Here is an 18,296-nt window from a genome sequence, read left to right as displayed (position 1 = left end):
CTCCGGATTCAAACATCATGGCGCGTCGTTGTGCCACCGGCGAGCTCGGCGCGAGCTGACTATTCGTTTGTTACAGGTTTGTTGAGGTTTCCCCCGGCACCGAAGGTGTCCCCGGATGCCAGTTCGCAGAGCTGGCGATCAGTGCAGCAAAGGCAAAGACCAAGCTTGCACCGCTGATGCCTGCCCAGCCGGCCTGGGCCCAGCATACTCCAGCGAGACTGGAGCCGGCCGACCCACCCAAGAAGAACAACCCGGTGAAAAGCGCATTCATGCGTCCGCGCGCCTCCGGTCGGACTGTGTTGATGGCGATGCGGCCGAGCACCTGGTCGGCGACAGTACCGAGATTAAGCAGAACCGCCCCAATGGCCAACGCCGCGAGCGACAGCCAGGGGAAGCGATCCGCCTCCCAGAGACCCCAGCCGCCGGAAGTTGGCAATCCGATGAGCACGACGCCGATGAAAGCCGACAGGTGTGCAAATCGCGTTGCGCCATCTGACCAGCCTCGATCGGCGATCCGGCCCGTGAAAGGCGCAATCAACGCAGCGGGTATGCCGACCAGTGCGAAGGCTGCAATGCCAATCTGGTCGAGCCCGAATGGTGGCTCAGCAAGCCTCAGGGCGACCGCCGTCCAGAAAATATTGAAGGCAGCCATCAGCAGGAACTGATAAAGCACGCGACGGCGCAGCAATGGCTCTTCACGGATCAGCTTCCAAAGCGATCCGATGAGAGCGCCGTACTGAAGACCGGTCGCCGGGCGATGAGCCTTGACAACGCGCGCAAGGATCAGGCCGAGCACAGCAACCAATACGGCCATGATACCATAGAATGCACGCCATCCAAGAAACTCGGCAGCCAGGCTTGCGGACGGGCGCGACAGGAGGACGCCCACCACGATGCCGCTCTGCACCGTGCCCACGATGCGGCCCCGATCTTTTTCCGCCGCCAGTCTCGCGATGACCGGAACGAGCATCTGCGCGACCGTGGAGGTGATGCCGACGGAGGTCGAGGCGACAAGAAAAAGTGCCGCCGTTGGGGCAAGCGCGCTGGCAATCAGCGAAAGCACCATGAGGACAAGTGTCAGCCCGATAAGCCAACGGTTCTCCATCAGATCGATGAGCGGGACCAGGAAGATCAGTCCGGCTGCGTAACCAAGCAGTGTGACGGTCGGAACCAACCCCGCCATTTCCGGACCAACCTCGAATGTAGTCCCAATCAAGCCGAGCAACGGTTGAGAGGCATAGAGGCTCAATACGATTGCGGCGATGGCGGCGGTGAAAACTGGGACCAAGCGGCCCTCGGTGGCAGAGGCATTGCTTCTGCCAGGGTAATCGAGAGATGACGTTCCGTGTCTGCGCCGTGGCACGAGTTGGAAGATCAATTGGGAGACCGACATCGGAGATACCCTCTTTGCGAGAAAATGGCCGAAGGCGTCGATGAGATCAGGCGGCCGCGGCCGCCCCGCGCGACGCTGCAGCAAGTTCCTCGAAAAACTGATGCAACGTGCGGGGCTGGCGTCCGAGGATGGCACGCAAGGTCAGGCTGTTTCCGGCGGAACCGAAGTCGGAATAGGACTGAAATACCCGTTCGAGCTGAGCAAGCTGCTCCCCCCGGAAGGGCGGCTTCGCGACAGCGGTCCATTGCTCGAACGTCACCTCGGCTGCCTCCACGGGCCGGCCAAGGGCGACGCTCATCATCCCCGCAATTTCAACGCGATCGTGCATACTTTCTGCCGCAAGCTCGAAAGAGCCGTAGGCGAGCCGGTCGGACGTCAGGGCCTCGGCCGCCACTTCGGCGACGTCGCGGTAATCGACACGCGCCAGGCGCGCCGTTTTCGCAAACGGCTCGGCAAAGACGCCGGTTTCCACCACGCCTTTCCAAGCAGCTGCCATGTTCTGAAACAGCGTCGCCGGATAGAGGATGGTGTAATCCAAATTCGCGCGGAGAATGGCCTGCTCAACGGGCAGTTTGCTTGCGTGGTTTGCAAGTCCGTTCGCCGGGTGGATAACTGAAGAGAAAACGAACGTGCGGATACCGGCACGCTTTGCGGCCTTGACCATGGTTATGCCTAGGTCCGCTTCATCGGCCACGAACGGCGGTCCGACATGATAGACTCCGTCGACGTTTCTCAGCGCTGCCTTTAGGCTCTCCGGATCTCGAAGGTCACCTGAAGCAATTTCGGTCGCTCCGCTCGCGCGTGCCGTCGCAGCAGCGTACTCACTGCGGACCAACGCCCTCACCGCTATGCCCCGCCGGGCAAGCTCGGCCGCGACGAAGCCGCCGCTGCGGCCGGACGCACCGACAACCAGAACAGTTCGTTTCTTGGGTTCTGACATGAGTTCTTCCTTTCGTAGCGAGGTGGCGTCCCTGCCCCATCGAGTGAAATATCGAGTTCCGCTTTTCGGATGGTAGGCGCGGAAAATGTGATATGGTCTCTCTAAATTTGAGAGATCATCATGGGCGGATTTCGAGACATTGAGGCGTTTCTCGCTGTCGTGGAGCGCGGCAATCTCTCAGCCGCGGCGCGGCACCTCAGCCGCTCCTTGCAATCTGTCAGCCGGTCGCTTGCCGCGCTTGAAACCAGCGTCGGTGTCGAATTGGTCCGCCGAACCACCCACAACACGCAAACGACTGAGGCAGGCCACGACTTTTATCGACGGGTGAAACCGGCACTGTCTGAGATTGTCGAAGCAAAGGCCGAAGCCGGCAAGCGCAGTGCCGAACCTTTCGGACTCCTAAGAGTAGGAGCGCCGGTGCTCTTCGGCCCTACTTACCTGGTACCCGTCGTGGCCCGCTTCATGGAGCGCTATCCGAGGATCGAGGTCGACCTCAAACTGTCGGACCGATTCGTCGATCTCATTGAAGATGAACTCGACCTTGCTGTTCGCATCGGGGAACTCCGCGACTACGATCTCAAGGCCCGGCGGCTTGGAGCGATGCGTCTCGTCGTTTTCGGCGCTCCGTCGTATTTCGCCACGTACGGGCGGCCACAACATCCGAAGGAGCTAGCGAACCATCAGTGCATCTTCCGCAACACCGACCGCGATGCTGGAAAATGGCAATTCCTGGAAGCCGGCAAGCAGCTGAGCGTCAATGTGGGTGCGCGATTTCACGTCGACAATGCCGCCGCAAGCCATGCGGCGGTCGCTGCGGGGTTGGGCATCGGTCGGGTACCACTCTGGCAAGTAAGAGACCTGGTAGACGACGGGGCGGTTGAGGTTATCCTGGCAGCGTTCGAACAACCGCCGATCCCGATTCATGTGGTGTGGCCAGCGACCCGGCTTCCACTTGCCAAGATGCGCGTCTTCATCGACTTCCTGGTTCAGAACCTAGTCATTGGGGACAGCGAGCGAAATTGAACCGACATCTGATTTTCTGTTAAGCCTGCCGCCGTTTGTCGCCTTCAGGAGCTCTTTCGAACTAGACTAGGCTGATCGTGCCTCGTACCGGCGGACGCCGAAAAAGCGTTTCGCCGCGCCTAGAGACTAGGTGATCCGCGCTGCGAGAAGGATCAGCAGCCGCCTCGTGGCGTGTCTTGGCGATACATGAGGTTACTCTGCAGCAGCCCGTACAAGCTTCGTCACGCCTTCGCCAATGGCGTCGATCGTCGCGGAACTCGGCTGCCGAACGCCCGGTGCTACGTCAGCTTCTAGGCGCTGATGAGGCTTCCGGTTAGCCATTGGAGGTCCGCATGGTGTAACGCTTGGTGCCCGCACGAGATGGCGGGAGCCGGACCGTCTCGATCGTTCAGTGCAGTGCAGTGGGCGCCCGACGACGAAACTCGACTCCCCGGCCCCGCCACGAGGTAGTTGATGCGCTAACTCGGGTTTTCCAAGCGATTTGCTTTGCGCCACTCCTCGTACTCCCCGCGGGCATCGTCATGCAGCGGATAGTAGCGTTGCAATGGGCCGCCCTCCATGAGCTTGGCTCGCGAAAACTCCTCCCAATCGTGATGCTTCTGTGATTCTTCGATCACCTTCGGGGCCATCACGACGGGAAGCACCACCACGCCGTCGTCGTCAGCGACGATGATGTCGCCGGGGATCACCGTGACACCGCCGCAGGCAATCGGAACGTTGACGGCATTGGGATAGATGCTGGTCTGCACATGATAGTTTGGCGTCCAGCCGCGCAGCCATAGGGGTAGATCGAGCTTTTCGACATTGGGCCGGTCGCGCATGCACCCGTCGATGACGATACCCGCCCCGCCCCTGCCCTTGAAATAAGTCGACATCATATCGCCAAAGACACCCGAGCTCATGTCGCCGCGCGCGTCGACCACGACCACATCGCCCTCCTGCGCGTGGTAGAGCACGTGCCGGTGAAGTTGGGTCTCCGGATCGGCATATTCTCCCTCGGTGAACAGGTCCGGCCGCTGCGGCAGAAACTGCAGCGTCAGCGCCGGCCCGACGATCGACTTCCCGTGGTTTTGCGCCACCGGACCGACCATGTGCGGATTGCGGAAGCCCATGTGGCCAAGTGTGCCGGCAATCGTCGCGGCGCCGATCTCCCTTAGCGCTTCGATCAGGTCTTTAGGCGGCCGCGTAATGTCGGACGTATGCGTCATTGTGGACTCCGATTGAATGGAACTACCAGTTCGTAACAGAACCGTCGCGGCGCCTAAGGTGAGCCGCTTCCCAGAAACGCCAACTCTGCGCCTGGACCGCCACTTCGTTGACCTCGACGCCGAGCCCCGGCAGATCGCCGACCGGGTAATCGGTCCCGTCGAGCCGTGGTTGCACGGGGAAGAAGTCGGAATTGTCGAAGCCCAGCTTTGTCTCGGGCGCCCTGGTCTCGAGCCACGCGAAGTTGGGTACCGCGGCGGCGAGATGCACGGTAGCGGCCGTGCACACTGGACCAAGCGGATTGTGCGGCATCAGGTCCACATAGTGCGCCTCGCTCCAGCCAGCGACCTTCATCGCCTCGGTGAGCCCGCCGACATTGCAAACATCGATCCGGTTGAACTGATGGATGCCGCGCTCGATGTAGGGCAGGAACTGCCACTTGCTGGCAAATTCCTCGCCGATGGCAAAGGGGATGTCGGTCATTGTGCGCAGCGATTCATAGGCCTCCGGCGTCTCGTCCCGTATTGGCTCCTCGAGGAAATCAAGCACGCCGCGGCCGAGCTTGTTGCAGAAGCTCGCCGCCTCTGCCACCGACAGCCGATGATGATAGTCGATGCCGAGAACGGCGTCGTCGCCCAGCGCCTCGCGCGCCTTGTTCAGCATACCCGCGGTAGCGCCGATCGACTCGCGCGGCTCGAAGATGTCCTTGCTGTTTTGCCCAAAGGGGAAGAAGCGGATCGCCTGCCACCCCTGTGCGCGTAGTTCGCGGGCCCGTTCGATGGCAACATCGCCCTCGGCCTCGTCGCCGGTCGAGGCGAAGGTGGGGACGCGGTCGCGCTGCTTGCCGCCTAGCAGCTCGTAGACCGGCACGCCCAGCGCCTTGCCCTTGATGTCGTGAAGGGCGATGTCGATGGCGGAAATCGCCGCCTGCAGGACTCGCCCGCCTTCGAAGTACTGGCTGCGATAAACCTCCTGCCAGATCCGCCCGATCTGCATCGGGTCGCGGCCGATGAGAAACTCGCGATAGTGCTCGACCGCGCCGGCCACGGCCCTCTCGCGACCGCTCAAGCCGCTCTCGCCCCAGCCGAAGATGCCCTGGTTGGTCTCGACCTTGACGAGCATCTGGTTGCGCGTTCCTACCCAAACCGGATAGGGCTTGATCGCGGTGATCTTAAGCTTCTCAGTCATCCACGCCCACGTTCCACACGCATCGGCCCTATCTCAGTTGGCTTTGAGGGCCATTTCAGTTTCGCCGTCGAACAGATGCATCCGCTCCTGGTCGAACTCGAGCCAGATCTGCTCGTCCGGCGAGACGGCAATGTTCGGCGGCACGCTGACGTTGACGATGGCGCCGGACAGGAACGCCTGCACGAAGGTGACGTCTCCGGTCGGTTCCACCGTGTAGGCCTTGGCCGGAATGGAACCGGGGACCGCGCTCTTGTGGAGCTTGATCGTCGAGTGACGTGCGCCGAGCACGACTTTCTTGGTCGTCGCTCTCGCGACCTTCTGGGCATTGCGCGGCGAGAGCTCAAGGCGCCAGCCCTCGGCGCCGGTCAACACCGTGCTGCCGTTTGCCGTCGATGCCTCCAGCGGAATAAGGCTCATCGCCGGGCTGCCGATGAAGCTGGCGACGAACATGTTCACCGGATGGGCAAAGACCTGCGCCGGTGAATCGTATTGCTGCAGGTAGCCGCCATTCATCACCGCCATCTTGTCAGCCATGGTCACGGCCTCGAGCTGGTCATGCGTCACATAGATGATCGTTGCCTTGAGGTCCTGGTGGAAGCGCTTGATCTCCGACCGCATCTGCACGCGCAGTTTGGCATCGAGGTTAGAGAGTGGTTCGTCCATGAGGAACACCGCAGGGTCGCGGACGAGGGCACGGCCAAGGGCCACGCGCTGCTGCTGCCCGCCCGAAAGTTCGCGCGGCTTGCGCTCGAGCAGATGCGTCATGTCGAGCACTCGCGCCGCTTCCTTGACCTTCTTGTCGATCTCGTCCCTAGGGAGTTTGCGCATCTGAAGCGGGAACGCCAGGTTCTTGTAGACCGATTTCTGCGGGTAGAGCGCGTAGTTCTGGAACACCATTGCGATATCCCGGTCCTTGGGGTCGAGGTCGTTGACCACCCGCTCGCCGATGATGATGTCGCCCGATGTGATCGGGGTCAGCCCGGCGACGAGATTGAGCGTGGTTGTCTTGCCGCAGCCTGAAGGGCCGACGAGCGCAACGAACTCGCCGTCATTGACCGTCAGCGAGACGTGGTTGACAGCTTTGAAGCCGCCATAGCTCTTGACGAGATCTTGGAGGACCACGTGGGCCATCGGCAACTCCCTAGTGCTTGACCGCGCCTTCTGTAAGGGCGCGTACAAAGTATCGTTGCAGGACCAGGAACAGCACCACGACGGGCACGCTCATCATGAAGCTGGCCGCCATCAGGCCCGGAAAGTCCGTCGTATTTTCCGAGAAGAAGCGCTGGATGCCAACCGGAAGGGTCAACTGCTCGTTCTTGGAGAGGAAGGTGTAGGCGTAGATGTACTCGTTCCAGGCGCCGATAAAGGAATAGATTGCGGTGGCGATGATCCCCGGCGTCGAGAGCGGCATCACGATCATGATAAAGGCCTGGAACCGTGTGGCGCCATCGATGCGCGCCGCCTGCTCCAGCTGCACCGGGATGTTGTCATAAAAGCCCTTGAGCAGCCAGATCGCCAGCGGCAGGCCGAAGGTGAGATAGGTGAGTATCAGCGAGCCGTGCGTGTTCACCAGCCCGATCGCGCGCATCAGGATGAAGAGTGGCACGAGAAAGATCACCGCCGGGAACATATTGCGCAGCAGCACGGCAAAAAACAGGAAATTCCGGCCGGGGAAACTGAAGCGCGAAAACGCGTAGGCCGCAGGGACAGCCACGATCACCGAAAGGATTGTCGTAACGGTCGACACGAAAAGGCTGTTCCAGAAGAAGCGGAGGAAATCCTGGCCGACGCTGTTCTGCGGATCGAGCAGCTTCTGGTAACTGGCGAGGGTAGGCTCGTCCGGCCACCATTGCGGCGGGAATTGCGTCGCCGCGAATCCGGACTTGATCGAGGTGATCAGCATCCAGATCATCGGCAACGCAGTATAAAGCAGCATGAACACGAGGAATATGCGCCCGGCCCACCGCCAACCGTCGACGCGCATGCGGCGACGGGTCGGGGCTCGAGAGGCTGTCTCGGCAATCGTGCTCATGCGCTGCCCTCTTTCCGCTCGTTGCCGCTTAGCGCACGGACGTAGAAGTAGCCCAGTGTCATCAGTGTGAGGAACAGGAGCACTGAATAGGCCGATGCCACGCCCCAGCGCTGCCGTCCGAAGGCGAGCTCATAAATGTGGGTTATCCAGATATGCGATGCGTTCGACGGCCCGCCGCCGGTCATGATCCAGGGGATGATGAAGGAATTGAAGTTGGCCACTGCGAGCAGCAGCATCGTCACCACCGAGACGTTGCGCAAGTGCGGGAAGGTGACGTGCCAAAAGCGCTGCCATGCACTGGCACCGTCGACTTTTGCGGCGCGCAGCAATTGGTCGGGGACTGTCTGCAGGCCGGCCATCATCATGATCATGGCAAACGGAAACTCGCGCCAGATATTGACGACGATCAGGGAGGGCAGCACCGTGCTGACATTGTCGATGAAATTCGGCGGCCGGTCGGCCAATCCGAGGCCGACCAGCACCGCGCCGATGATCCCGAAGTCCGAATGGTAGATCCACTTCCAGATATAGGAGGCGGCGACGGCACTGATGACCCAAGGGATGATCAGGATAGCGCGCATGACACCACGGCCGATGAAGTCGCGGTGGAGCGCCAGCGCCGTTGCAAACCCCAGGACAAAGGAGATGAAAGTCGACCCCAGCGTCCAGATCAGTGTGTTCCAGGTGACCTTCCAGAACACCTGACTGGTGAGGATCGTCGTGTAGTTGTCGAAGCCGATGAAGGTCTTGTCGCGGAGCTGCAGACCAGGCGGTGTCTTAAAGAACGACAGCTCGACCGTGTAGTAGATCGGATAGGCGATGACGATGAGCATCACGGCGATCGCCGGGAGCACATACGCGTAGTCCGCGCGATGCTCCCAGATCTTCCGCAGCGTGCCGGCTGTACCGGGTTGCAATCTTCGGCGAGCCTCGGCCTTGCCGGTCACGATCGTCACTTGTGGCGTGCCCTTATTCTTCGGAACGAGGCGGCTGCGCCAGCGGCGCAGCCGGTCAGGTCGTAGGTCAGGCTTGGACTAGAGTCCGCCCATCACGTCTTTTACCTTCTTGGCCGCGTCGTCCGCTGCCTCGTCGACGGTCATCGCTCCGGTCAGGGCATTCTGCAGCATGTCCGGGATGATAATGTTCATGATCTCGGGGGCCTGCGGCAGCGCTGGGAACGGAATGCCGTATGGCAGCATCGAGGTCGTGACATCGAGGAACTTGATGTTGTCCAGACGTTCCTTCATCCACTTGGTTTTGAAGCCGTTAAGGTTGCCTGGGTTTGATCCGGCGTAGGCCATCTTCAGCGACCATTCAGGGCTCGTCCACATGCAGATGATAGCCTTTGCAGCAGGCTCGTCTACCTTGCCGCCCTCGACATATTCGGGCTTCAGGATGTGGATGTTCGAGCCGCCGAACACGACGGCGCGCTTGCCGTCGGGGCCAGTTGGAATCAGGCCGTAGCGCATGTTGTCGATGACCGTCTGCGCCTTGTCCTTGTCGGTGCCCGTCGCCTTTTTCTGCAGGTCGAGCATGACGTTGTAATCGGACGGGTGCGAGATCATCATGCCGAGCTGGCCGGCGACGAACAGGGGCTGGTTATCGGCCTGCTGGTTGGTGAGCGCCGAAACCGGAACCGACTTGTCGCGAACATACATGTCGTAGGAGGCTTGCAGCGCCGCCTTGCTCTGGGGACTATCGAGCTGGACCTGCTCATAGGTCGGATTCGCGGTGGCTTCGTCGAAGACGCCGCCGCCATAGGCCCACAGCTGTGGCATGAAACGGTACGGCGTATTGCCGGCATTCTTGCGCGCCACGAGGCCGTAGCCGGCAATGCCGAGCTTGTCGTGGATCTGCTTGGAATATTTGACGACGTCTTCCCAGGTTGCCGGAGCCTTGTCCGGATCGAGGCCCGCACGCTTGAAGATGTCGGCGTTCCAGATGAACGCCATCGTCTCGTTGTTGGTCGGAATGCCGTAGGTCACGCCCTCCCAGGTCACGGCCTTCATGGCGCCGGGCCAGAAATCCTCGGTCGAATACCCCACATCCTCTGGCTTGAGCGGCGCCAGATAGCCCTTTGAGGCGAACTCGGTACCACCCAGGATTTGCAGGCGGACCGCCATCGGCGCGGCATTGCCCAGGAGCGCCGTGCGGAACTTGTCGAGAAGGTCGTTATAGGTGAGGGCTTGTTCCTCGAGCTGGATGTTCGGATAGGTTTTGCGGAAGGTCTCGAAGAAATCCTTATAGTACTGGCGCAGGAGGTCGGGGTCGCCCTCGAACACGCCCTGATACCAGAAAGTCAGCCGCCCCTTGTAGTCGAGCGGGGTGACCTTGGCGCAATCGGCCGCCGTGTCAAAATCCTGTGTGCCGGCGATGGAGCGCACATATTCCGGCGACCACTTGCTGAGGTCGACCGGTGGCGCAGCCAGCGCCGATGTGGGCATCAGGGATGCCATCAAAGCAGTGACGACAGTGCCGCGCAGGACCGCACTGCCGAGCGTAATCCTCGTCATAGGTATCCTCCCTGGTTCTCCCATGCCGCCCTGCGCCAAGGCAAAGCGGTCCTTGCTCGTTTCGATCGCGAGAATGCTCAATGTATCCTCCCGATCCCTTGGTACGTTTTCAGATCATGGATTGCCTGTCAACGCGCCAGATCGTACATTGTTTGCGAAAGCCGTGTGTGATATCGGGCAAGGTATGTATTAACTTGGGGAGCCGGCCTTGGTCGAAATAAGCGATTTCAAAGCTATGCCACCTGTGGGCACCGATCCCATCGGAGCCTCCAGCGAGGGCGCCTCGCTTTATGAATTGATCAGGGAAGACATCATCGAGGGACGGCTCGCCGCCAACGAACGGCTTGTGGTCACCGATCTCGCCCGGCGTCACGGCACCTCGACCAATCCTGTGCGCGAGGCCCTGCAGCTGTTGCGCGGCGAAGGCTTTGTCATCTTTGTCGCCAACCGCGGGGCACGCGTCCGACCCATTGATCAGGATTTTGTCCGGGATATCTACGAGATCGGTGTTCTGATCGAGCCAGCCCTGACACGATGGTTTGTGAATATGGCTACCGGCGAGGACATTGCCGAACTCGAACGTCTCCAAGGCCTGATTGAAGAGAACAACTTCGCCGACACATTCAGGCACAGTGAGCTGGATACCGCTTTCCACACCGTGATGTACCAGCGGCACTATAACCGCCACGCCGCCGAGCTTTGGTGGAAGCATCGCGAAGTGCTGCGAGCCGTGAGCCGTCGTTTCAACTTCACGCTGGCGCGACGTGCCGCGATCATGCGCGAGCACCGCGAGCTCATCGCGCTCGTAAAGGCGGGAGAGGCCGACAAGGCGGCCGAACTCGTCTCCCGCCATGTCGAGGGCTCGGGCCGGCATATTCTCGAACAGATGCGTGCGCGCAACGCCGCCCGGGCCGGATAGAATGTCCAGTCCAGAACCTCGTTAGCCTGACCATTCTCAGACAAAGGTAGTTGGGATGAAAATCACGAGCATTCGGCCGTGGCTGATCAAGTCCGATGCTTCTTATTGGGGAGAGTTCCTGTTCGTCGAAGTGACGACCGACGAGGGAGTGAGTGGCTGGGGAGAGATCACCACCACCACAAGGCTCGCCAACCGCGCGCTCTGCACGATCCTGCGGCAGATCGGCGTCGCCGTGACAGGCGAGGATCCGGCGCGTATCGAGCATCTCTGGCACAAGATCTTCCGCAGCTTCACCTACATGGGAAGCCGCGGCGCCGCCGTCGAATGCGTGAGCGCCATCGACATAGCCCTCTGGGACATCCGGGGCAAAGTCCTCGGCAAGCCGATTTACGAGCTGTTGGGCGGACCGGTACGCGATGAAATCGCGCTCTACACCCATCCCAACCAAGCCAAATTCACCAGCAAGGAAGCCGTGGTCCGCGAAATTCTAGACGTCGTCGAATCCGGACACACTGCGCTCAAGTTCGATCCGTACCCGCACCAGGGTCGCAGCGCCGATGGCCTGCCTCGCGAACAGCGGGACGGCTATCTCGATGGCAGCATGACCCGCAAGGACGAGCGCGAAGCCGCCGAACTCACGGCTCTGATCCGTGAAACGGCAGGGCCCGATGTCGACATTCTCATCGATGCCCATGGCCGTTTCGACGTTCCCACCGCCATTCGCCTCTGTCGAAGTCTCGAGGAAGCCGGTCAGATCGACTGGTTTGAGGAGCCCTGCCCGCCCGAGAGCCTTAACGCCCTCAAGCAGGTGCGTGAGAAGGTCAATACCGCCATCTCGTGGGGCGAGCGCGGCCACACGAAGTGGGATTTCGTGCCGGTACTTGAGAACAAGCTCGCCGACTACATCATGCCCGACGTCACCTGGACCGGCGGCATTACCGAACTCAAGAAGATTTCTGCCCTTTGCGAAGCCTACTACGTCCCGGTCTCGCCACATGACGCCGCGGGACCGATCAATGTGGTTGCGGGAGCGCAGGTGATGATGACTGTCCCCAACTTCTACAAACTCGAAACGTCGGAGTGGAACCTGGGCAAATACGATCACCTGATCGACAGACCACTCGACATTTCGAACGGCAGCCTCAAGCTGACGTCGAAGCCTGGTCTCGGTATTGAGATGGACCGCGACTATCTGCAGGCCCACGAGATTGAGTTGGGCTAGCAACACTCTATGCCGGCCCAGGGTGCGGGGCGACAAGCCGAAAACGAGGATAAGTCATGGCACAAACAGGTGGCGCCGACGAGGCGCTCAATCGGGTGAACGCGAACTCCAAGCCATCCCAGCTTCGCATCACCGACATGCGGGTAGCCGAAATCGTCGGCGCGCCGTTCACCTCAACCCTGCTCAAGATTTACACCAATCAGGGCATCGTCGGACTTGGCGAAGTGCGCGACGGCGCCAGCGCCACCTACGCGCTAATGCTGAAGAGCCGGCTGCTTGGCGAGAACCCTTGCCACATCGACCGCCTGTTTCGCCGGATCAAGCAGTTCGGAGGGCACGGTCGGCAAGGCGGCGGCGTCTCGGCGGTCGAAATCGCGTTGTGGGATCTCGCCGGCAAGGCGTATGGCGTGCCCATCTACCAGATGCTCGGCGGCCGGTTTCGGGAGAAGGTGCGCCTCTATTGCGATACCGATGCGACCGTGCCGAGCGGCACCGAGACCGGCAAGCGCCTCAAGCAGCGCATGGCGCTTGGCTTCACCTTCCTCAAGATGGATCTGGGGCTGATGCAGATCGCGGATGTACCCGGTGCGGTCGTATCCCCTGCCGGCTCACTTGAAGGGTACCGCGTCCACCCCGGCCGCGGCCCGGTCAAGACCACGGAGGAGCGGCGCGCCCGCAATGCCGCGTATGATTTGCATAGTGTCCCCCACCCGTTTACTGGCCTCCACTTTTCCGACAAGGGCCTCGATCTGCTAGAGCAGTACATTGCCGAGGTTCGCGAAATTATCGGCATGGATGTTCCGCTCGCCATCGACCATGTCGGCCACATCTCACTGCAGAACGGTATTCGCCTCGCGAGGCGGATTGAAAAATACGTGCCAGCCTGGCTCGAGGATGTGATCCCATGGCAGTACACCGAGCAGTACCGACAACTGCAGGCCGCCACCACGGTGCCGATCTGCACCGGCGAGGACATCTACCTTAAGGAGGGCTTCGAGCCTCTGCTCAAGAGCGGCGGCCTCTCCGTTATCCACCCAGACCTGCTAACCAGCGGGGGCATTCTGGAGACCAAGAAGATCGGCGACATGGCACAGGATCACGGCGTCGCCATGGCCATCCATATGGCCGAAAGTCCTATCGCCGCAATGGCCGCGGCACATGTCGCGACCGCGACCGAAAACTTCATGGCGCTCGAATACCACTCTGCCGACGTCGACTGGTGGGACGATATCGTCGCCGGCGTTTCCAAGCCGCTCGTGAAGGACGGCTTTATCACTGTTCCGGACAAACCTGGCCTGGGGATTGACGACGTCGTCGACGAGGTGATCTCGCAGCATCTGCAGCCGGGTGTCACCGGCATCTGGCAGCCCACGGATCACTGGGACGACGAGTATTCCTGGGACCGCACCTGGAGCTGAGGCGAAAAACAACCGAACATGAAGATCACCGACCTCCGCTGCGCCGTCATCGGCAGGCATCCCATCGTCCGCATCGTCACCGACGAGGGCCTCTATGGCCTGGGCGAAGTCGAGTTCACCAAGACCTATCTCAAGCCCTGGGTCCTGCATTTCCGCGAGGCGCTGATCGGCGAGGACCCGACCGACGTCGAGCGGGTGATGCTGAAGATCCGCCAACGCGGCTCTTTCAAGCCCTATGGCGCGGCGGTAAGCGCTATCGAGCATGCGCTGTGGGACATTGCCGGCAAGGCCGCAGGCGTGCCGGCCTACAAACTGCTCGGCGGCAAGGTGCGCGACAAGGTGCGCGTCTATAACGGCTCGATCCGCCAGAAACGCACGGGCGACCGGCCGGAGGATTACGCCGCTGACGTCAAATGGATGATGGAGCAGCCGCAGAACTTCTTCATGATCAAGCAGGGAATCTCGTTCCACTCCGACATGAAGGACACCATCGAGGGCTTTCACTACGGCGTGACGCAGAAGAAGGCCGGCTATCACGGCGCCATGGATCAGGGCGTGATCAGCGAGCGCGGTTTCAATCACATGCTCGACTGCGTGATCGCGATGAAGGAAGTGCTGGGCGACAGGGTCAGCCTGGCGCTCGACTGCGGCCCGGGCTGGATGCTGCCCGATGCGATCAAATTCGCTCGCGCGGTCGAGAAGTACAATTTGATGTGGCTCGAGGACATGCTGACCGGCGACTATGTGCCGTGGGTCAATCCCCAGGCCTATCGGGAGCTGACCACCTCCACCTCGACGCCAATCCATACCGGCGAGCAGATCTACCTGCGGCACAATTTCAAGGAGCTGATCGAAACGCAGGCGGTGCGCGTCATCGGCCCCGATCCGGCCGATATTGGCGGCATTGCCGAGCTCAAATGGGTCGCCGAGCACGCCTATATGCACTCGATCCTGATGGCACCGCACGGCACCGCGAACGGCCTTCTCGGCCTCGGCGCGCTGATCAATGTCTGCGCCACCCTGCCGGCCAACTACATCGCGTTCGAATACCCGAGCGCCTCCGACCCCTGGTGGGAGGATCTCGTAACCGGCCTGCCGTCGCAGATCGTGAAGGACAGCATGGTGGACCTGCTGGAAGCCCCGGGGCTAGGCCTCGATATCGACGCCGAAGCAGGCAGGAAGTATCTCGGGGAAGAGGATGCAGGCTTCTTCGACTGAACCATGCTTCTTGCGCCACCCCTGCACCATGCGGACCGCTCTACGCAAATTGGCATCCGGAATGACCACTTCTGGGCCGGAAGCGGAACGACCGCTTGTAGCTTCAAATCCAAGATACCGGACTCAATCTAGTGGGATTTTGCGCGGGCTGCCGGTGACGGATCAGAGGATGGCGGGGATGGCGGCACCGACGGGTGCCGGCGCCGCGTATATCGCGGGTGGAGAGGAAGGAGACCGGGAGCGGTCAAGGCGTAGCGGTAGGGATGATGATTTTGAAAGGCAGTGCTAGGCGGACGGCGCAGTCGGCGGGTCTGCGTCAGCTTCAGCTGCGTCGTCGGCGATTGCGCGACAGGGAAACCAAGGCGCTATCTGCAGGGTGGTACGCAGCTCCGTCTGAACCAAATAGGTGCGCGCCGAACATAGGTGGCGGCCATCGCTTTGCCTTCAGGTGTCAGTGGTCGCAGGTGGCCGATTGCCTCCGGAACTGTAAAGTCCTTGCCGGTTTCATTTGCTGGGAAGATATGAAGGCTGGCACGTTCGCTGCCATTGCCACTAAGCGATCAAAAACGGGGGAAAAATACCAGCCTAGATGTCTGTTGCGTTCTTCGCAGTCTAACCTATCCGGAGTCGACGCTCCCTCGAGTCGGCCAGGTACCGCGGTCTTAGCCCAATCTATCCTAACGTTTGGGACTATCGTGGCGCTTACGAAACCGCAACCTGTCTAGTGGCCCTTTGCGTTAACCTTGAATTTTCAATTTCGGCGATATGTCCGGGACTCAGCATTGAGGATTACGCTCCATGTCAGTTTCCGCGTTCCCTATTAGTCGAGAGCTTTCCTCCGTCAGGATCGTGGCCGACGCATTTGCCCGGCTTTCAGAAGAGGAAGCGGCATCACTGTGGCACGTAACCGCTACGCATCTCTTAGCCGTAGCTACTGAGCGCGGACAAAATACACTCGAGGCTCGCGCCGAGGTTGATCGATTTTTCGATGCACTTAAGTCCTGCAAAAGGTTGGCTTCCGGCCGAGTACGCTAGGCTATCATCTGTTTGTACGGCGCAAGACCAGTCGAAGGAACGTAAAACAGAAGCAGCCGGCGCCATGTTACTAGTCCATGCCCCCCGCCCGGTTAGGCCCGGCTCAGCTTGACTTACCCCGTCGGCAGGCTGGCCGTCAGGTTCAGTGAGGTGACCGGCGTGCTTTTTCGAAGATGGCGATCTTACAGCTGTAGGTCATCCTAATTTCATTGCCACAACCGTCACACGTCAAGGACTTGACGCTCTTTATCAGGCGACCTGTTCGGATAAGCATTCGGTTGCAGTGTGGGCATTGGATGATCATGTCGCCATCATACCAGTCCGGTGAAAGTGCCATTTATTCGCCCCCGAAATCATGAAAGCGAAGCAAGGTACGTGCCGCATGGGTGTATCGTTTCGAAACGCTTCACGCTTTGCACCTCAATGGGCTCTTGACCTGTTGTCGTCCTAACCAACTTTCCCACGTACCGGTCAACCGCACTCAGGTAGATTGCTTCATCACAACAGATGGAGACGACAATCTGAAGCTGTGAAAACGTCCAACCATGAAGAGTTCAGCATCGGTCATTGTAGGCCTCTACCGCTGCCCAGGCATTCCGCCATTCGTCTGCGTGATGGAGGGGTCGCGATGCAGTTTTGTTTCGCGAGACGCTTACAAGGATCAGGAGATTCGCCCGACTTCGACGCGCTACCCTGGGAGGCGGAATACAGGGCTCACAAAAAACCATGAGGGCCGGGGATCCGGCGGGCGCAACCCGGGCCATTCGCTCTTTAAGAGACTCGGACCCTGGCCGCAGGCAAAATAGTCAAGATCGAACAGAACGTCGCTGGCGGCGCGGTCGTGCCTTTAGCAGCGTTGCCCGCTTTTTAAGAACGGCCTGGTCAATTGCCGTGACCGATATGAGGCGCTGAACCGCAGGGCCGAGTAGGAAGCGATGACGACCCCGCGCGGCTCACGCGAGGTCGCACTCTTTCAGATTTCAGTTCCCTCGGCCAGCGTCAGTGCATCCTCGACTTCGACGCCGAGATACCGGACGGTATTCTCAATCGTAAGCGCTGTTGTGAGACCACCTTTCGGGAGTGGTCGCGATCTGTGAGGTTGCCGATCCTGTATTGGGATCGGAGATCGGCTTGTGTCTGGACTTGACCTTACGCTTGACCCGGAGCGGCAGCTTCGGCGTTTCGAGGTGATCAACGGTGCCGGCGGTCGGCGTCATTGGTCGGTGGATGACAAGGCGCGGATCATCGCGGAGACGCTGGAGCCGAACGCAATCATTTCCGAGGTCGCCCGTCGGTATGGCCTTAGGCCGCAGCAGGTCTTCGCCTGGCGCCGCGAAGCGCGCAAACAGGTCGCTTCGGTGCAGCAAGATTCTCCTGCCTTTGTGCCGGCGGTTGTGACGGCGCCGGAACCTGTAGCCAAGCGTCCAGCGAAGCAGCGGAAACGGCAAGCCACCCGGGATGCGGGCATGATCGAGCTTGAGATCGACGGCATCGCGATGCGCGTCGGCCGGGGCGCCGATACCAAGACGGTGGCCGCAGTGATCCGCGCGCTGAAGGCGACGTCGTGATCGGGCCGACGGGTGCGGTCAAGGTCTTGGTGGCGACGAAGCCGGTCGACTTCCGCAAGGGTGCGGAGGGATTGGCGGCGCTGGTGCGAGAGACGATGGGGGCCGATCCGTTCAGTGGGGCCGTCTACGTCTTCCGGGCGAAGCGAACTGACCGGATCAAGCTGATCTTCTGGGACGGCACCGGCGTCTGCCTCTATGCCAAGCGTTTGGAGGATGGGGAGTTCCGCTGGCCGAAAGTGCATGATGGCATGATGCGGCTGACGGCCGCGCAGCTCTCGGCGCTACTCGAAGGCCTCGACTGGCGGCGCGTCCATGAGGCGCGCCGGACCCGCGTTCCAGCCCAGGCCGGCTGACCCGCGACGAAGTGAATCAGCCTGTATTCCGCTGTCGCGGGCTGTCGGCGAATATGGTCTGATCCTGTCATGGCGATAACAGCTGACCAGCTTCCCGACGATCCGGACGCGCTGAAGGCGATGGTCCTGGCGCGCGACGTCGAGAACGCCCGGCTGATCCAGATCATCAAGGAATTGCAGCGCCACCGCTTCGGCCGTCGTGCCGAGACGCTCCCCGAGGATCAATTGCTGCTGGGGCTCGAAGAGGCCGAGCAACTCGAGGCCGCCG

General features: G+C 60.8%; 17 protein-coding genes. 9 read left to right on the top strand and 8 right to left on the bottom strand.

Annotated elements, in window-relative coordinates; genetic code table 11:
- Nucleotides 1-70 precede the first annotated feature (70 nt).
- Nucleotides 71-1,393: an MFS transporter gene (locus NKG95_RS32510; protein WP_084643007.1), complete on the bottom strand. Its 1,323-nt coding sequence runs from the start codon at nucleotides 1,391-1,393 to the stop codon at nucleotides 71-73.
- A 46-nt stretch (nucleotides 1,394-1,439) separates the two neighbouring features.
- Complete coding sequence (locus NKG95_RS32505; protein WP_353043669.1) at nucleotides 1,440-2,333, bottom strand: NmrA family NAD(P)-binding protein; 894 nt, start codon at nucleotides 2,331-2,333, stop codon at nucleotides 1,440-1,442.
- Between the two features lie 120 nt (nucleotides 2,334-2,453).
- Here NKG95_RS32505 and NKG95_RS32500 point away from each other — a divergent pair, with 120 nt between their 5' ends.
- Nucleotides 2,454-3,356: a LysR family transcriptional regulator gene (locus NKG95_RS32500; RefSeq protein ID WP_353043667.1), complete on the top strand. Its 903-nt coding sequence runs from the start codon at nucleotides 2,454-2,456 to the stop codon at nucleotides 3,354-3,356.
- 458 nt (nucleotides 3,357-3,814) lie between these two features.
- On the opposite strand, the gene NKG95_RS32495 is transcribed toward NKG95_RS32500, so the two are convergent.
- The 6 genes from NKG95_RS32495 to NKG95_RS32470 all read right to left on the bottom strand — a co-directional run bounded on the left by NKG95_RS32495 (nucleotide 3,815) and on the right by NKG95_RS32470 (nucleotide 10,295).
- Nucleotides 3,815-4,564, bottom strand: coding sequence for a ribonuclease activity regulator RraA (locus NKG95_RS32495; protein ID WP_353043665.1), 750 nt, complete (start codon nucleotides 4,562-4,564; stop codon nucleotides 3,815-3,817).
- A 22-nt stretch (nucleotides 4,565-4,586) separates the two neighbouring features.
- Entirely contained in the window at nucleotides 4,587-5,750 is a 1,164-nt protein-coding gene (locus NKG95_RS32490; RefSeq protein ID WP_352848988.1) for a mandelate racemase/muconate lactonizing enzyme family protein, read from the bottom strand.
- A 33-nt stretch (nucleotides 5,751-5,783) separates the two neighbouring features.
- Nucleotides 5,784-6,881, bottom strand: a complete 1,098-nt coding sequence (locus NKG95_RS32485; RefSeq protein WP_353043663.1) for an ABC transporter ATP-binding protein — start codon at nucleotides 6,879-6,881, stop codon at nucleotides 5,784-5,786.
- Between the two features lie 10 nt (nucleotides 6,882-6,891).
- Nucleotides 6,892-7,782, bottom strand: coding sequence for a carbohydrate ABC transporter permease (locus tag NKG95_RS32480; RefSeq protein ID WP_031194860.1), 891 nt, complete (start codon nucleotides 7,780-7,782; stop codon nucleotides 6,892-6,894).
- A complete protein-coding gene (locus NKG95_RS32475; protein ID WP_352591041.1) occupies nucleotides 7,779-8,738 on the bottom strand; it encodes a carbohydrate ABC transporter permease in 960 nt (319 codons plus the stop codon). The genes NKG95_RS32480 and NKG95_RS32475 overlap by 4 nt, the downstream gene beginning before the upstream one ends.
- 78 nt (nucleotides 8,739-8,816) lie before the next feature.
- Nucleotides 8,817-10,295, bottom strand: coding sequence for an ABC transporter substrate-binding protein (locus NKG95_RS32470; RefSeq protein ID WP_031194862.1), 1,479 nt, complete (start codon nucleotides 10,293-10,295; stop codon nucleotides 8,817-8,819).
- Between the two features lie 208 nt (nucleotides 10,296-10,503).
- Here NKG95_RS32470 and NKG95_RS32465 point away from each other — a divergent pair, with 208 nt between their 5' ends.
- The 8 genes from NKG95_RS32465 to NKG95_RS32430 all read left to right on the top strand — a co-directional run.
- A complete protein-coding gene (locus NKG95_RS32465) occupies nucleotides 10,504-11,214 on the top strand; it encodes a GntR family transcriptional regulator (protein ID WP_353043660.1) in 711 nt (236 codons plus the stop codon).
- 55 nt (nucleotides 11,215-11,269) lie between these two features.
- Entirely contained in the window at nucleotides 11,270-12,436 is a 1,167-nt protein-coding gene (locus tag NKG95_RS32460) for a mandelate racemase/muconate lactonizing enzyme family protein (protein WP_352591035.1), read from the top strand.
- A 56-nt stretch (nucleotides 12,437-12,492) separates the two neighbouring features.
- The gene (locus NKG95_RS32455; RefSeq protein WP_353043658.1) at nucleotides 12,493-13,854 is read left to right on the top strand and encodes a mandelate racemase/muconate lactonizing enzyme family protein; all 1,362 of its coding nucleotides are present in this window, start codon (nucleotides 12,493-12,495) and stop codon (nucleotides 13,852-13,854) included.
- Nucleotides 13,855-13,872: 18 nt separating this feature from the next.
- Entirely contained in the window at nucleotides 13,873-15,072 is a 1,200-nt protein-coding gene (locus NKG95_RS32450; RefSeq protein WP_353043656.1) for a mandelate racemase/muconate lactonizing enzyme family protein, read from the top strand.
- Between the two features lie 798 nt (nucleotides 15,073-15,870).
- Nucleotides 15,871-16,107: a DUF6074 family protein gene (locus NKG95_RS32445; protein ID WP_353043654.1), complete on the top strand. Its 237-nt coding sequence runs from the start codon at nucleotides 15,871-15,873 to the stop codon at nucleotides 16,105-16,107.
- 1,187 nt (nucleotides 16,108-17,294) lie between these two features.
- The gene (gene tnpA, locus NKG95_RS32440) at nucleotides 17,295-17,675 is read left to right on the top strand and encodes an IS66-like element accessory protein TnpA (protein WP_352800600.1); all 381 of its coding nucleotides are present in this window, start codon (nucleotides 17,295-17,297) and stop codon (nucleotides 17,673-17,675) included.
- Nucleotides 17,672-18,028, top strand: a complete 357-nt coding sequence (tnpB, locus tag NKG95_RS32435; protein WP_352848922.1) for an IS66 family insertion sequence element accessory protein TnpB — start codon at nucleotides 17,672-17,674, stop codon at nucleotides 18,026-18,028. The genes tnpA and tnpB overlap by 4 nt, the downstream gene beginning before the upstream one ends.
- 69 nt (nucleotides 18,029-18,097) lie before the next feature.
- On the top strand, nucleotides 18,098-18,296 hold a 199-nt coding region (locus NKG95_RS32430; RefSeq protein WP_353043652.1), incomplete at its 3' end, for an IS66 family transposase.

It is taken from the genome of Mesorhizobium sp. M1423, from assembly GCF_040317575.1.
In the GTDB taxonomy this organism is placed as follows: Bacteria; Pseudomonadota; Alphaproteobacteria; order Rhizobiales; family Rhizobiaceae; genus Mesorhizobium.
Note: the sequence above shows the minus strand (reverse complement) of the source record. Positions and strands in the feature narration are given on the sequence as shown.

Bases quoted from the DNA above. Each gene is read 5' to 3' on its own strand.
- NKG95_RS32495 (WP_353043665.1), bottom strand. From the start codon at position 4,564: ATGACGCATACGTCCGACATTACGCGGCCGCCTAAAGACCTGATCGAA.
- NKG95_RS32505 (WP_353043669.1), bottom strand. From the start codon at position 2,333: ATGTCAGAACCCAAGAAACGAACTGTTCTGGTTGTCGGTGCGTCCGGC.
- NKG95_RS32485 (WP_353043663.1), bottom strand. From the start codon at position 6,881: ATGGCCCACGTGGTCCTCCAAGATCTCGTCAAGAGCTATGGCGGCTTC.
- NKG95_RS32510 (WP_084643007.1), bottom strand. From the start codon at position 1,393: ATGTCGGTCTCCCAATTGATCTTCCAACTCGTGCCACGGCGCAGACAC.
- NKG95_RS32480 (WP_031194860.1), bottom strand. From the start codon at position 7,782: ATGAGCACGATTGCCGAGACAGCCTCTCGAGCCCCGACCCGTCGCCGC.
- NKG95_RS32490 (WP_352848988.1), bottom strand. From the start codon at position 5,750: ATGACTGAGAAGCTTAAGATCACCGCGATCAAGCCCTATCCGGTTTGG.
- NKG95_RS32450 (WP_353043656.1), top strand. From the start codon at position 13,873: ATGAAGATCACCGACCTCCGCTGCGCCGTCATCGGCAGGCATCCCATC.
- NKG95_RS32445 (WP_353043654.1), top strand. From the start codon at position 15,871: ATGTCAGTTTCCGCGTTCCCTATTAGTCGAGAGCTTTCCTCCGTCAGG.
- NKG95_RS32470 (WP_031194862.1), bottom strand. From the start codon at position 10,295: ATGACGAGGATTACGCTCGGCAGTGCGGTCCTGCGCGGCACTGTCGTC.
- NKG95_RS32460 (WP_352591035.1), top strand. From the start codon at position 11,270: ATGAAAATCACGAGCATTCGGCCGTGGCTGATCAAGTCCGATGCTTCT.
- NKG95_RS32455 (WP_353043658.1), top strand. From the start codon at position 12,493: ATGGCACAAACAGGTGGCGCCGACGAGGCGCTCAATCGGGTGAACGCG.
- NKG95_RS32500 (WP_353043667.1), top strand. From the start codon at position 2,454: ATGGGCGGATTTCGAGACATTGAGGCGTTTCTCGCTGTCGTGGAGCGC.